This window comes from Paenibacillus glucanolyticus, assembly GCF_037333485.1.
In the GTDB taxonomy this organism is placed as follows: Bacteria; Bacillota; Bacilli; order Paenibacillales; family Paenibacillaceae; genus Paenibacillus_AQ; species Paenibacillus_AQ glucanolyticus.
In genome coordinates, this window is the sequence record NZ_CP147845.1 from 1,465,957 (window position 1) to 1,478,714 (window position 12,758).

Here is a 12,758-nt window from a genome sequence, read left to right on the forward strand (position 1 = left end):
CGTTGGCTGGTTTGATCACGAAATCAATGAATGGATTCAACTTCATTTGTGAGATGAGTATCAAATAGGGATGTCGGTGATTAACCCGTCATCCCTTTATTTTTTTTGCAAACAGGAACAACAAGTAATTTGGAGGTGGAGGACTATCAGTAAGGAACATATGATCAATGACGAGATTCGGGCCAAGGAAGTACGTTTAGTTGGTGCCGAAGGTGAGCAAATCGGGATCAAGCCGATTCGTGAAGCACTGCAAATGGCAATTGATCTCAATCTGGATCTGGTGAACGTGGCCCCTCAGGCGAAACCGCCGGTATGCCGCATCATGGACTATGGTAAATTCCGCTATGAGCAGCAGAAGAAAGAGAAGGAAGCACGTAAGAACCAGAAAATTGTGGATATTAAAGAAGTATGGTTCCGAGCCAACATTGAGGAGCATGATTATCAAACCAAGCTTCGCAATGTCGTTAAGTTTTTGAAAGAAGGCGACAAAGTGAAATGCTCCGTGCGTTTCCGTGGTCGTGAAATCACCCATGCCAACATCGGGCAGAAAATTTTGGAGCGCGTGAAGGTGGAAGTAGCAGATCTCTGCGTCATTGAGCGTCAACCAAAACTGGAAGGCCGCAGCATGATTATGATTTTGGCACCAAAAGCCTAAGAGAAATTAGAGGAGGAAGTACTACAATGCCCAAAATGAAAACACATAGCAGCCTGAAAGGCCGCTTCAAAATTACAGGTACTGGTAAAGTAAAACGTTATAAAGCTTACAAAAACCACTTGCTTTCCCACAAATCCAAGCGTGCGAAGCGCGTATTGTCCAACAGCCCTGTAATGGCGCCTGGAGATGTTAAACGTTTGAAGCAAGGTCTGGCTAACTTGAAATAGTAAACAACAATTATTGGGAGGTCTTTTGATATGGCACGAGTTAAAGGCGGATTTGTCGTTCGTCGTCGACATAAAAAAGTATTGAAGCTTGCGAAAGGTTATTTCGGTTCCAAACACCGCATTTTTAAAACGGCTAACGAGCAGGTAATGAAATCCCTCGTTTATGCATACCGGGATCGTCGCAATACGAAGCGTAATTTCCGCAAATTGTGGATCGTTCGTATCAACGCGGCTGCTCGTCAAAACGGTCTGTCTTACAGCAAATTGATGCATGGTCTGAAACTTGCTGGCGTTGACATTAACCGTAAAATGCTGGCTGATCTGGCTGTTAATGATCTGAACGCGTTCAATTCCTTGGCTACTGTAGCTAAAGAAAAAGTGAACGCTTAATTATACGTGTATGAAAAAACCGCCGTAATATTACGGCGGTTTTTTCGTTTTTGAGGTCTTGTTGCATCCCCCGGATATATAATGCAGCCGAAGCCATGCTTTTTGCAGAATTATGCCTATCTTTTGCCCGATAAGGGCCATTAAACAAGCAAAGGATATCCTTCCTGAATAGATTGAAATGTATATTACCTGAGGAGGGATCTTATGCACAAGCCTGTCAGTAAGGCAAAAGTGAAATCATATGTGGGCAAAGAGATCGTAGCGTATAAGAAAGACGGGACTGTGGTGACAGGCAAGCTGGTACGTGTCTCCGGCAGTCGCCTTTTTGTGGTACCTGCAACAAAGGGCAAAAAAGTAAAGACCAAGGCGATTGTTCCGCTCGCATTGTTTGATCTTCTTGCCATTGGTACGGCTCCATACGCATTCGGCGGCGGTTTTGGCGGCTATCCGGGAGGATACCCTGGAGGATACGGAGGATTTGGACCTGGTTATGGCGGCTACGGCCCAGGTTTCGGACCTGGCTTTGGCGGGGGCTTTTTCTGGTAATTAAGCATACCAGATCTTCTCCAGTTCATAGCATTGGCTTGGTTCAATGATTCTGGTAACCGTATAACCGAGTTTGCGGTAAAAGTTAAGACCAGTTTGGTTGCCGATGTCTACCATGACCTTGGCGCGTTTGCATCCGCGGGATACAGCGAAACGTTCGGCATGTTCCATCAATCGGATACCCCACCGTTTTCGCTGTGCGGTGGGTGCTACGGCCAGCATGTCGATATAGAGCAGTTCGCCGTGCATCATAAAATGGATAAAGGCAATGACTTTTTCGTGATCTGAATTTGAGGCAACGAGAGTCACGCCGCGTCGCAATCGAGAGGGAATATCCTTGCGGATGGTATCCAACTCTTTTTTTGTCATATGGGAAAGCGGGACGAGTTGGGACTCAATCAGCTGTTGAATCATGGGATCATCCTGCCCAGGTTTTCGATAGCGGATCATCGTGTTATTCCCTCCCTTCACCGCTATTCAGTGAGCTCCATTTATCATATGTAGCAGGGTTTAATAGGGTGTTTTACATCAGAAAAGCGAAGGATTAACTCGAATTGCGAATGAAAACCTTTCATCGGAAGTAAAATAAATGTGTTGACTTCTGGAATGAATGAATCATATAATGTTTCTAAACATTTTAACGAATATATCCAATCGGCAATGATGAGGACGAAGTTTAAAGGGCTCTTTTGCTCAGAGAGTGGATGGATCAGCTGAAACCACCACCAAAACCCCTTTTATACGAGCTCACCTCGGAGCTGTTTTCCTGAAAGATGTTACGCTATGACTTTATCGCATTAAGTCGTAACAGCGTTTATTAGGGAAAATCGTCTTAGTCCACGTTACGGACTGCAGATATTGAAGATCTGTGTTTCATGTTCTTCATACCTGCTGAGGCTTTACACTGCGAAGTGTAGGGCAAACATGGGTGGTACCACGGAAGCTAAACCTTTCGTCCCTCACACGGAGATACTCCGGGTGTGGCGACGGAAGGTTTTTTTGTTGCTTGGATGATTGAATGAATGAGTGCCAATATTTGAGAGGAGGATGACTGATGAGCGCGCAAACTCCAGAAGTGCGGTCTACAGAACAATTACGAGAGAAATGGTTGAAGCCTGAAGTGATTACCGGATCGGAAATCTTGCTTCGGAGTCTTCTGCTCGAAGGTGTCGAGTGCGTCTTCGGATATCCGGGTGGAGCGGTCCTGTATATCTACGATGCAATGTATGGTTTTGAGGATTTCAACCATGTCTTGACCCGTCACGAACAAGGCGCAATTCATGCGGCTGACGGCTATGCCCGCGCAAGCGGCAAGGTCGGTGTATGTATTGCGACTTCGGGACCGGGGGCCACAAACCTTGTGACCGGTATTGCAACAGCCTACATGGACTCCGTTCCGCTTGTTGTCATTACCGGAAACGTAGCAACAACCCTGATTGGTACAGATGCTTTCCAGGAAGCGGACATTACGGGCATCACGATGCCGATTACGAAACACAGCTATTTGGTAAGAGATGTGAAAGACCTGCCGCGGGTGATTCACGAAGCCTTTCACATCGCTTCAACAGGACGCAAAGGTCCGGTATTGATCGATGTGCCTAAGGATGTATCGGCAGCAACCACGCTGTTCCAGCCGGATGATCGAATTCAGCTGAGAGGTTACAATCCTCGGACCGTGCCAAACAAACTTCAGCTGGATAAATTGGCCCGTGCGATTGAGGAAGCGGAACGTCCGATGATTCTTGCAGGCGGCGGCGTGATCTACTCGGGTGCTCATGAAGGACTTTACGAATTCGTGAATAAATCCGGTATTCCGATCACAACCACGCTTCTCGGCTTGGGCGCCTTCCCAAGCGGTCATGACCTGTGGACGGGAATGCCGGGTATGCACGGTACCTACACATCGAACCATGGCATTCAGCAATCTGACCTGCTGATCAACATCGGGGCAAGGTTTGACGACAGGGTTACAGGAAAGCTTGACGGTTTCGCTCCGCATGCGAAGATCGTCCATATCGACATTGACCCGGCTGAGATCGGCAAGAACGTGCCAACGGATATTCCGATTGTCGGGGACGTGAAGACCGTGCTTGAAATGCTGAATCCGATCGTTCCTTATGCGGCGAAGGCAGACGCTTGGAGAGATCAGATCAGCAAATGGAAAGCCGAGTATCCATTCCGTTATGTTGATTCCGAGACGGTGCTGAAGCCGCAGTGGGTTATTGAAATGCTGAATGATACAACGAAGGGTGAAGCGATTGTAACGACGGATGTTGGTCAGCATCAAATGTGGGCCGCGCAGTATTACAAGTTCAACCAGCCTCGTTCATGGATCACCTCCGGTGGACTTGGAACGATGGGCTTCGGATTCCCGTCAGCGATCGGCGCTCAAATGGCACATCCGGATCGGCTGGTTATTTCGATCAACGGGGATGGCGGCATGCAGATGTGTTCGCAGGAGCTTGCCATCTGTGCCATCAACAACATTCCGGTAAAAATCGTTGTTATCAACAACCAGGTGCTCGGCATGGTTCGCCAATGGCAAGAACTGATCTACGATAACCGGTACAGCCACATCGACCTGGCAGGAAGCCCTGATTTCGTTAAGCTGGCAGAAGCCTATGGAGTCAAGGGACTTCGTGCCACTACGAAAGAAGAAGCACAGCGTGCATGGGCTGAAGCGCTGGAAACACCGGGACCAGTCCTCGTCGAATTCGTTGTTGAGAAAGGCGAGAACGTGTATCCGATGGTGACGCAAGGGTCGACAATCGATCAAATGCTGATGGGGGATGCGTAAGATGAGTACAAAACATACCATTGCCGTACTAGTGAACGACCAGCCGGGTGTTCTGCAGCGTGTATCGGGATTATTCGGACGCAGAGGTTTTAACATCGAGAGCATTACGGTGGGCCAGTCGGAGGAAGCCGGATTATCCCGGATGGTTATCGTAACCACCGGTGATGAAACGACATTGGAGCAGGTTGAGAAGCAGCTTTACAAGCTGATCGATGTCATCAAAGTTATCAACCTGAGCTCGAAACCGATGGTGGCCAGAGAGCTTGCCCTGATTAAGGTGAAGGCAGAGCCTTCAGCCAGACCGGAGATTATGGGCGTTGTTGAGACCTTCCGTGCATCGGTTGTGGATATCGGCACAGCAAACATGATGGTTCAGGTCGTAGGCGACACAGTCAAAATCGATGCCATGATCGAGCTGCTTAAGCCGTACGGCATTCAGGAGCTTTCCCGTACCGGGGTTACTGCGATGATTCGCGGTAACGCGTAATGATTCTATACGATGATCAATTACCCGAGATTACAAAGTTTACAGCTAATATAAAGCGATAGACGCCCGCATCGCATGAGCGGGTGTCTCAGCGGATCGGTGATTGGGAATAAAGTCGGTCTATTGAGATACCCGCTCATCATGAAGGGTCTTTAAAATCAAAGGAGGACTTATACAAATGGCAATTACTACTTATTATGAACAAGATGCAGAACTCAGCGTGTTGAAAGACAAAACAATCGCGGTTATCGGTTATGGCAGCCAAGGTCATGCCCAGGCACAAAACCTGCGTGACAGCGGATTGCAGGTCGTGATCGGTCTTCGCGAAGGTAAATCTTTTGATAAAGCGAAAAACGATGGCTTTGAAGTGTTTCCTGTAGCAGAGGCTGTTAGCCGTGCTGACGTGGTACAAATCCTGATGCCGGACGAAACGCAAGCATCCGTGTACAAAAACGATATCGAGCCAAACCTGAAAAAAGGCGCTGCCTTGATGTTCTCCCACGGATTTAACGTTCACTTCGGTCAAATCGTAGCTCCTAAAGACAACGATGTCCTTCTGGTTGCACCTAAATCCCCGGGCCACATGGTTCGCCGTACGTATGTTGAAGGCTTTGGCGTACCTGGATTGATCGCAATCGAGAAAGATGCGACTGGACAAGCTAAGGCGATCGGCCTTGCTTACGCAAAAGGCATTGGCTGTACTCGTGCAGGCGTTATCGAGACTTCCTTCCGCGAAGAAACCGAAACCGATTTGTTCGGTGAGCAAGCGGTATTATGCGGCGGTGTATCCGCATTGGTCAAAGCCGGTTTCGAAACATTGACGGAAGCTGGATATGCGCCGGAGATGGCATACTTTGAGTGTCTGCATGAATTGAAGCTTATTGTAGATATGATCTATGAAGGCGGCCTTGCAAGCATGCGCGACTCCATCAGCAACACGGCTGAATATGGCGACTATGTAACAGGACCGCGCGTTGTAACTGAAGATACGAAGAAGGCGATGAAAGAAGTGCTGTCCGATATTCAACAAGGTAAATTCGCACGCGACTTTATCCTTGAGAACCAATCCGGACGTGCATTCCTGACAGCTACTCGCCGCAACGAGTCCGAGCATCCGATTGAAGTGGTCGGTGCCGAGCTTCGTGAAATGATGCATTGGATCAAAAAATAAGAATATATAGAATTCATAAGGAATTCTTCAGGAATGGGGCAGTCAAGCATCAGTTCAATGGTGCTGCTGCCCGTGCCCTGTAAATCAAGCAGCCGGCGGCAGGGTATAGGATGAACCTGCCGCCGGATGTTTAACGTCATGCGATAAACTTCAAGGAGGTGCCGACATGCGAAAGATTTATGTCTTTGATACAACGCTGAGGGATGGAGAGCAGTCTCCTGGCGTGAACTTGAACACTCGGGAAAAGGTGGAAATTGCCCTTCAACTCGAAAAGTTGAAAATCGACCGCATGGAAGCAGGTTTTCCGGCTGCGTCACCTGGTGATCTTGCAGCTGTGAATGCAGTGGCACGCGCGGTCAAGGACGTTACGGTCATTGGACTATCACGCTCCAGAGAGAACGACATCGATGCGGTTAGGGAGGCCCTGCAAGGTGCACAGGATCCGTGCATTCACGTGTTCCTGGCTACATCGCCGATTCACCGCAAGTTTAAGCTGCGGATGGAGAAGCAGCAGGTGCTGGAAACGGCACAAGCTTCGATTCGTTATGCCAAGAAGTATTTCTCCAAAGTGGAATTTTCCCTGGAGGATGCTGGCCGGACAGAGCTGGATTTCATGGCGGAAGTGGTCGGCATGGCCGTGCGGGAAGGCGCGAACGTTGTGAATATTCCGGATACGGTAGGTTATTTGAATCCTTCGGAGTATGGAGCCATATTCAAATACCTGAAGGAAAATGTTCCGGATATCGAGAAGGTTCAACTGAGTGCGCACTGTCATAACGATCTGGGAATGGCTACGGCAAACACGCTTGCTGCCATCCTGAACGGGGCTGATCAGATTGAGGGAACAATTAATGGTATCGGCGAACGCGCAGGAAATACGGCAATCGAAGAGATTGCGATGGCGCTGGCGACCCGCGAGGAATTTTTCGAAGCGAAGACCGGACTTGTGCTGACTGAGATTGCCCGCACAAGCCGCCTTGTGAGCAAGCTTACGGGAATGGTAGTGCCAGGAAACAAAGCTATTGTAGGGGCAAATGCATTCGCTCATGAATCCGGCATTCATCAGGACGGCATGCTGAAGGAAAAAACGACATACGAGATCATGACGCCAGAGTCGATCGGCCTTAAAGAAAGCAAACTCGTACTAGGCAAGCATTCCGGTCGTCATGCCTTCCGCGAGAAATTGCTGGATCTGGGTTATGAGTTAAGCGAAGAGCAGGTGAATGACGCCTTCGCTAAATTCAAGGTGCTGGCTGATAAGAAGAAGGAAGTATCCGATGAGGATCTGCTGGCTTTGCTGGAGGAGAAACTGATCGATACGCCGGAAGTATTCAAGCTGGAAACAATCTTTGTTGCTTATGGCAATGAATCCACGCCGACGGCCAGGGTTCGCATTGCAACAGCAGATCAGACTATTGAGGAAGAAGCCGAGGGCAACGGTTCCGTTGATGCAATCTATAATGCGATCGACAAGGTGACCGGGGAAGAGGTAACACTCGCGGACTATTCCATTAAATCGGTTACCCACGGGAAGGATGCTCAAGGCGAAGTGCATGTAGTCCTGTCACAAAATGATGTGGCTGCACAGGGACGCGGCTTGAGTACCGACATTCTTGAAGCTAGCGCAAGAGCTTACGTGGATGCGGTTAACGTTCTGATTGAGAAACGCAAAACCTTTAGCCGGCGCGAGCGGGCTACACTATAAATACTTAATGCGAAGGGTAACTCTGTTTCCCGAGTGGTAGCAGTGGAGATATCCAATGAAAAAGAGGGGCCGCCTGTTGAAGCGGTCCCTCTTTTTTTGGTCACTGCGATATATATATAGCTTACCTGCTGTTATCCGTACGATGACGCTCGAATTAATCAGGCTTGAAGCAACCGTCGAGACGCTGCAAGTATTTACCAGGCGTAAGCTTGTGGAGCGGCTCCTCCCGGACCCGGGAAGATTTCATCGAGACGCTTCATCACCGACTCATCGAGCTCAACCTCAAGCGAACGAAGAGAGCTTTCGAATTGCTCCAAGGTGCGCGGACCGATAATCGGTCCTGTAACAGCCGGATTCTTGAGCACCCAGGCCAGGGCTACATTATCCTGCGGTTCCCCAAGCTCTTGGCAGAGAGCAGCGAACTGTTCCAGCTGTGGGCGATATTTTTCCACACGCTCCGCATTTCCGCCACTGCGTGAGCCCTCCATTTTCTTGAGCGCATTGCGTCCGAGTAATCCGCCATCCAGCGGGCTCCAGGGAATCACACCGAGTCCAAGCTTCTGCGAAGCAGGAAGCACTTCGAGTTCTGGCAGCCTGCAAGTCAGGCTGTATTTATGCTGCTCGGAGACCAGGCCGAGGAAATGCCGATTCTGCGCAGCAGCTTGAGCAACTGCAATCTGCCAGCCAGCAAAGTTGCTGGATCCAACATATCCGATCTTCCCTTGCTGAACCGCAACTTCAAAAGCTCCCCACAGCTCGTCCCATGTAACGGATAAATCAATATGATGCATTTGATACAGCTCGATATGATCGGTTTGTAAACGCTTTAGCGATGCTTCGAGATGACGGCGAAGTTTATAGCTGGACAGTCCGGCTTCATTGTTGGGGCCATCCAGCGGATCACTCATGGAACCGTAGAATTTGGTAGCCAAAACGACTTTCTCACGACGGCCTCCGCCCTGGTTGAACCAGCGTCCAATGATGGTTTCGGTCAGCCCGGAGTTCTCGCCCCAACCGTAGACATTAGCCGTGTCGAAGAAGTTAACGCCTGCATCGAGCGCTGCATCCATAATACGGAAGGCTTCTTTTTCATCCGTAGATGGACCAAAGTTCATAGTTCCGAGACAAAGACGACTTACTTTCATACCCGATTTACCGAGTGTGGTGTACTGCATCATTATTGATCACTCCTTGGTCGTGTAGGATATAAGACAAATTCATCCCTATTGTAGCGTATTGGAGGAAAATTGTAACTAATGGCATTCAGTAACGTTAATATTAATAAAGACAGACTTTATGAGGAGGGATAGGATGAATCGAAGAATCCCTATGAAGAATCTTTTCTTACTAGTGTCATTAATTTCCATGCTGCTGATTAGCGCTTGTAACCAAGCGCAATCTGACACGTTTGGCTACGCTGAGTCCAAGGAATCGATTGATAATCTGCCAAGTCTTCAGTCCGTATCATTGTCGGAGAATAACAAGCAGGTGATTCGAGAAACCTTTGATTCCGTGAAGGAACTTCAAGATAGAATCCGAAGTGGTCCAAATCCGGATTGGGTCGTAAAGGATGAAAAGGTTAATATATCGCTGAGCGATTATGTATTAGCCAAGAAAAACAGGGATTTAATCTATGCCTTGAATCAAGTGGTAGAGATTCCTTCAGACGAAGCACTCCTACAGGATATGGTCACCAAGCAGTTAACCGTGAATTATGCCAAACAGTCAGGTATTGTGGTAACACCCGAAGAAGTCAGCGAGGCAGTCCATTTTCAAAAAGCAGCGCTGGATGAAGCTGATCCGAATGATGAGAACCACCAGTTGATCCGTTATATGATGGAGAACCGCATCCGCATTACCAGTATGACTACAGAAGAGTTTTGGAACAGTGATGAGGTATACGAAGCCTACGAAACCTCGCTATACATCAGTAAATTCCTCCAGAGCATCCTGACAGACGAGAGCATGAAGGGCATGGACAGCTATCAGCAGCTCCAGGAAAAACTCTTCGACGATTTCCAGAAGGCGCATACCATTAAGGTGCCGGACTTTGACGTGTTGTTCCAAGAAGTCGACCTGTAATACCTCTGTTCCCTTCCTCGAGTTCGCCAAATTTAAAGGAGGAGAAGGGAGTAAGGAGGGAAGTAGCGGCTGAGTAAGAAACAAGAAGCAAGAAGCGAGTATCAAGTAGCAAGACAGCAAGGAGCACGAAGCAAGAAGAAAGAAGAAAGAAGCAGAAGCAAGTAGCAAGAAGTAACAGCAAGTAGCAAGAAGTAGTAGCCAAAAGCCAAACCACTACTAACCAAGTATCCCTTCATGACTTCATGAGATTACCTTCAAGCCGCCGTCCGATGTCTTTTGCAAGGGCGGCTTTTGTCCCCCTTCTCACCCTTGTGATCAGGGAGATTCGCATCCGCTGGGACGCTATTTCGCTCTGCTTCGAAGCGGCGGAGAGGACGAATCGATTCCGGAAAAGCGAAGCGGTCGCCTTTGGAGCCGAATTTCAACCATTAAAACATAATCCAAGAAATTCGGCGACAACAGCGATTGGAGGAACGATACGTACTCGGAGCCCCCCATAAACACTTCGAAGCTCTGGCATAAACTCTTCGGAGCCTCCACATAACCCCTTCGAAGCTCTCGCATAAACTCCCCGAAACACTCGCTTAAACTCCTCAAACCCTCAGGCTCATTCACACACGCCACCATCTCCCTGATCACATCCCCCTCTACTTATAGGCAAAACAAATTAAGTTCATAGTTTCTATATCTTGGTCAATCGAGGGGGAAGTATGTTACAACAGTAACTAGATGATTAAAATGACCAGTGCATTTATAAATAAGGAGTGACGAAGGATGGCTGAAACGAAGAAAATCGCCGTAATTGCCGGAGACGGTATCGGTCCTGAAGTAGTAGCGGAAGCGGAAAAAATTATTAAACGTACCGAAGAGGTATTTGGTTATTCTTTTACAACAGAGCATGCGCTGTTTGGCGGCATTGCCATTGACGAGAAAGGAACGCCTTTGCCTGAAGAAACGTTGAGTGTGTGCAAAAGCGCCGATGCGGTACTGCTTGGTGCGGTAGGCGGACCGAAATGGGATAACAATTCGAAGGAGCTTCGTCCTGAAACCGGTTTGCTTGGCATTCGTAAAGAGCTCGGCTTGTTCTCCAACCTGCGTCCGGCCGTCATTTTTGATTGCTTGAAAGACGCTTCCACATTGAAGCCTGAAGTTCTGGAAGGCACGGACCTGATGGTCGTTCGCGAGCTGACGGGAGGTATTTACTTCGGTGAGAAGTTCAGACGCGAAGGTGCTGGCGGCGAAGAAGCGGTAGATACTTGCGTGTACAACACAGCAGAGATTGAGCGCATTGTGCATCAAGCTTTTGAGATCGCTCAGAAGCGCCGGAAGAAGCTTGCTTCCGTTGATAAAGCAAACGTTCTTGAAACCTCCCGTCTATGGCGCGAAACGGTAAACCGCATCGCTCCTGAATATCCGGATGTGGAGTTGGAGCATGTACTTGTGGACAACTGCGCGATGCAGCTCCTGCGCCGGCCGTCCAGCTTCGATGTTATTGTAACCGAGAATATGTTCGGTGACATTCTGAGCGATGAGGCAGCTATGCTGACAGGTTCCATCGGCATGCTGGCATCAGCATCCATGGGTGAAGGCGCCTTCGGATTGTATGAGCCCGTGCACGGTTCCGCACCTGACATTGCGGGTCAAGGCTTGGCGAATCCAATCGCAACCATTTTATCCGTAGCTCTGATGTACCGTCTTACCTTCGGTTATGAAGATGCCGCGGACGCGATCGAGCGTGCAGTTGCCGAGGTGCTTGATGCCGGACATCGCACAGCGGACATCGCCGTGGATAAGAGCAAGGCGCTCAGCACGACCGAGATGGGCGATCTGATCGCCGCAGCTATCCGTTAATACAGGAAGCAGCTGTTCAAGAAAACTTCTTATTTATAATAATTATAATAAAGTAACCTTTATAATCTTGACTTTGATTAGCCTCGATGATAACATTTCTATTAAATGTTCATAGGAACATAGAATGTAGGAAGTAATCATTTTTCTTACATATGTTAAGGAGGAATTCAATCATGGCAGAACGTTTGGTTGGTAAAGCGGCTCCTGATTTTACAATGGAAACCGTATCAGGAGACGGTAAAGATTTTGGAAAAGTTAGCCTGTCCGACTACCGCGGCAAATGGCTCGTATTCTTCTTCTATCCGCTTGATTTCACTTTTGTATGCCCGACTGAAATCACGGCATTGAGCGATGCTTACGATCAATTCAAAGCATTGGATACTGAAATTCTGGGTGTGAGTGTTGACTCTATCCACAGCCACAAAGCTTGGATCAACACTTCCAAAGAAGCTAATGGTCTGGGAACATTGAATTTCCCACTGGCTTCCGACATCACCAAAAACGTAGCTAAAGACTACGGTGTTCTGATCGAAGAAGAAGGCGTTGCACTTCGCGGCCTCTACATCATCGATCCTGAAGGCGAATTGAAATATCAAGTTGTTAACCATAACGACGTAGGCCGCAGTGTTGAGGAAACCCTTCGTGTTCTCCAGGCACTTCAATCCGGCGGATTGTGCGCTATGAACTGGAAGCCAGGCGACAACAACCTGTAATTCCATTTCGTTAAAGTTAGGACAACCCTCATTATCTGACATTATGTGCAGGTAGTGGGGGTTTTTTCTCACTGATTTTATTGGATGATTTAGGGGAAGACTCTTGTTTAGAGAACCGCGCTTGCGTTGATATA

Annotated in this window: 13 protein-coding genes and 1 other annotated feature (1 of these 14 running past the window's edge); of the genes, 11 read left to right on the forward strand and 2 right to left on the reverse strand. The window is 48.4% G+C overall.

Annotation, left to right across the window (positions count from 1 at the left end):
- Nucleotides 1-107 (forward strand) — a sequence feature (ribosomal protein L20 leader region); it begins 40 nt to the left of the window's first position.
- Between the two features lie 53 nt (nt 108-160).
- From infC to WDY75_RS07140, 4 genes are all read left to right on the forward strand, one after another.
- Nucleotides 161-655, forward strand: a complete 495-nt coding sequence (gene infC / locus WDY75_RS07125) for a translation initiation factor IF-3 (RefSeq protein WP_006212258.1) — start codon at nt 161-163, stop codon at nt 653-655.
- 26 nt (nt 656-681) lie between these two features.
- Nucleotides 682-882: a 50S ribosomal protein L35 gene (rpmI, locus tag WDY75_RS07130; protein WP_007127239.1), complete on the forward strand. Its 201-nt coding sequence runs from the start codon at nt 682-684 to the stop codon at nt 880-882.
- 30 nt (nt 883-912) lie between these two features.
- A complete protein-coding gene (rplT, locus tag WDY75_RS07135; RefSeq protein ID WP_006212255.1) occupies nt 913-1,272 on the forward strand; it encodes a 50S ribosomal protein L20 in 360 nt (119 codons plus the stop codon).
- Between the two features lie 204 nt (nt 1,273-1,476).
- A complete protein-coding gene (locus WDY75_RS07140; protein WP_036639720.1) occupies nt 1,477-1,818 on the forward strand; it encodes a hypothetical protein in 342 nt (113 codons plus the stop codon).
- On the opposite strand, the gene WDY75_RS07145 is transcribed toward WDY75_RS07140, so the two are convergent.
- On the reverse strand, nt 1,819-2,268 hold the full coding sequence (locus tag WDY75_RS07145) for a GNAT family N-acetyltransferase (protein WP_006212253.1): 450 nt from the start codon (nt 2,266-2,268) through the stop codon (nt 1,819-1,821).
- A gap of 604 nt (nt 2,269-2,872) precedes the next feature.
- On the opposite strand from WDY75_RS07145, the gene ilvB reads away from it, so the two are divergent.
- The 4 genes from ilvB (at nt 2,873) to WDY75_RS07165 (ending at nt 7,978) form a co-directional block, all read left to right on the forward strand.
- The gene (gene ilvB / locus WDY75_RS07150) at nt 2,873-4,615 is read left to right on the forward strand and encodes a biosynthetic-type acetolactate synthase large subunit (RefSeq protein WP_036639718.1); all 1,743 of its coding nucleotides are present in this window, start codon (nt 2,873-2,875) and stop codon (nt 4,613-4,615) included.
- A 1-nt stretch (nt 4,616) separates the two neighbouring features.
- The gene (ilvN, locus tag WDY75_RS07155) at nt 4,617-5,102 is read left to right on the forward strand and encodes an acetolactate synthase small subunit (protein ID WP_006212251.1); all 486 of its coding nucleotides are present in this window, start codon (nt 4,617-4,619) and stop codon (nt 5,100-5,102) included.
- Between the two features lie 178 nt (nt 5,103-5,280).
- Entirely contained in the window at nt 5,281-6,273 is a 993-nt protein-coding gene (gene ilvC, locus WDY75_RS07160; protein ID WP_063480437.1) for a ketol-acid reductoisomerase, read from the forward strand.
- 166 nt (nt 6,274-6,439) lie between these two features.
- Nucleotides 6,440-7,978, forward strand: coding sequence for a 2-isopropylmalate synthase (locus WDY75_RS07165; RefSeq protein WP_006212249.1), 1,539 nt, complete (start codon nt 6,440-6,442; stop codon nt 7,976-7,978).
- A gap of 194 nt (nt 7,979-8,172) precedes the next feature.
- On the opposite strand, the gene WDY75_RS07170 is transcribed toward WDY75_RS07165, so the two are convergent.
- A complete protein-coding gene (locus WDY75_RS07170; protein ID WP_036639819.1) occupies nt 8,173-9,153 on the reverse strand; it encodes an aldo/keto reductase in 981 nt (326 codons plus the stop codon).
- A 136-nt stretch (nt 9,154-9,289) separates the two neighbouring features.
- On the opposite strand from WDY75_RS07170, the gene WDY75_RS07175 reads away from it, so the two are divergent.
- The 3 genes from WDY75_RS07175 to WDY75_RS07185 all read left to right on the forward strand — a co-directional run bounded on the left by WDY75_RS07175 (nt 9,290) and on the right by WDY75_RS07185 (nt 12,624).
- Nucleotides 9,290-10,060: a hypothetical protein gene (locus WDY75_RS07175; RefSeq protein ID WP_063480436.1), complete on the forward strand. Its 771-nt coding sequence runs from the start codon at nt 9,290-9,292 to the stop codon at nt 10,058-10,060.
- Between the two features lie 774 nt (nt 10,061-10,834).
- Nucleotides 10,835-11,911: a 3-isopropylmalate dehydrogenase gene (gene leuB, locus WDY75_RS07180; protein ID WP_006212245.1), complete on the forward strand. Its 1,077-nt coding sequence runs from the start codon at nt 10,835-10,837 to the stop codon at nt 11,909-11,911.
- 173 nt (nt 11,912-12,084) lie between these two features.
- Nucleotides 12,085-12,624, forward strand: a complete 540-nt coding sequence (locus WDY75_RS07185; protein ID WP_006212244.1) for a peroxiredoxin — start codon at nt 12,085-12,087, stop codon at nt 12,622-12,624.
- Nucleotides 12,625-12,758: the final 134 nt, after the last annotated feature.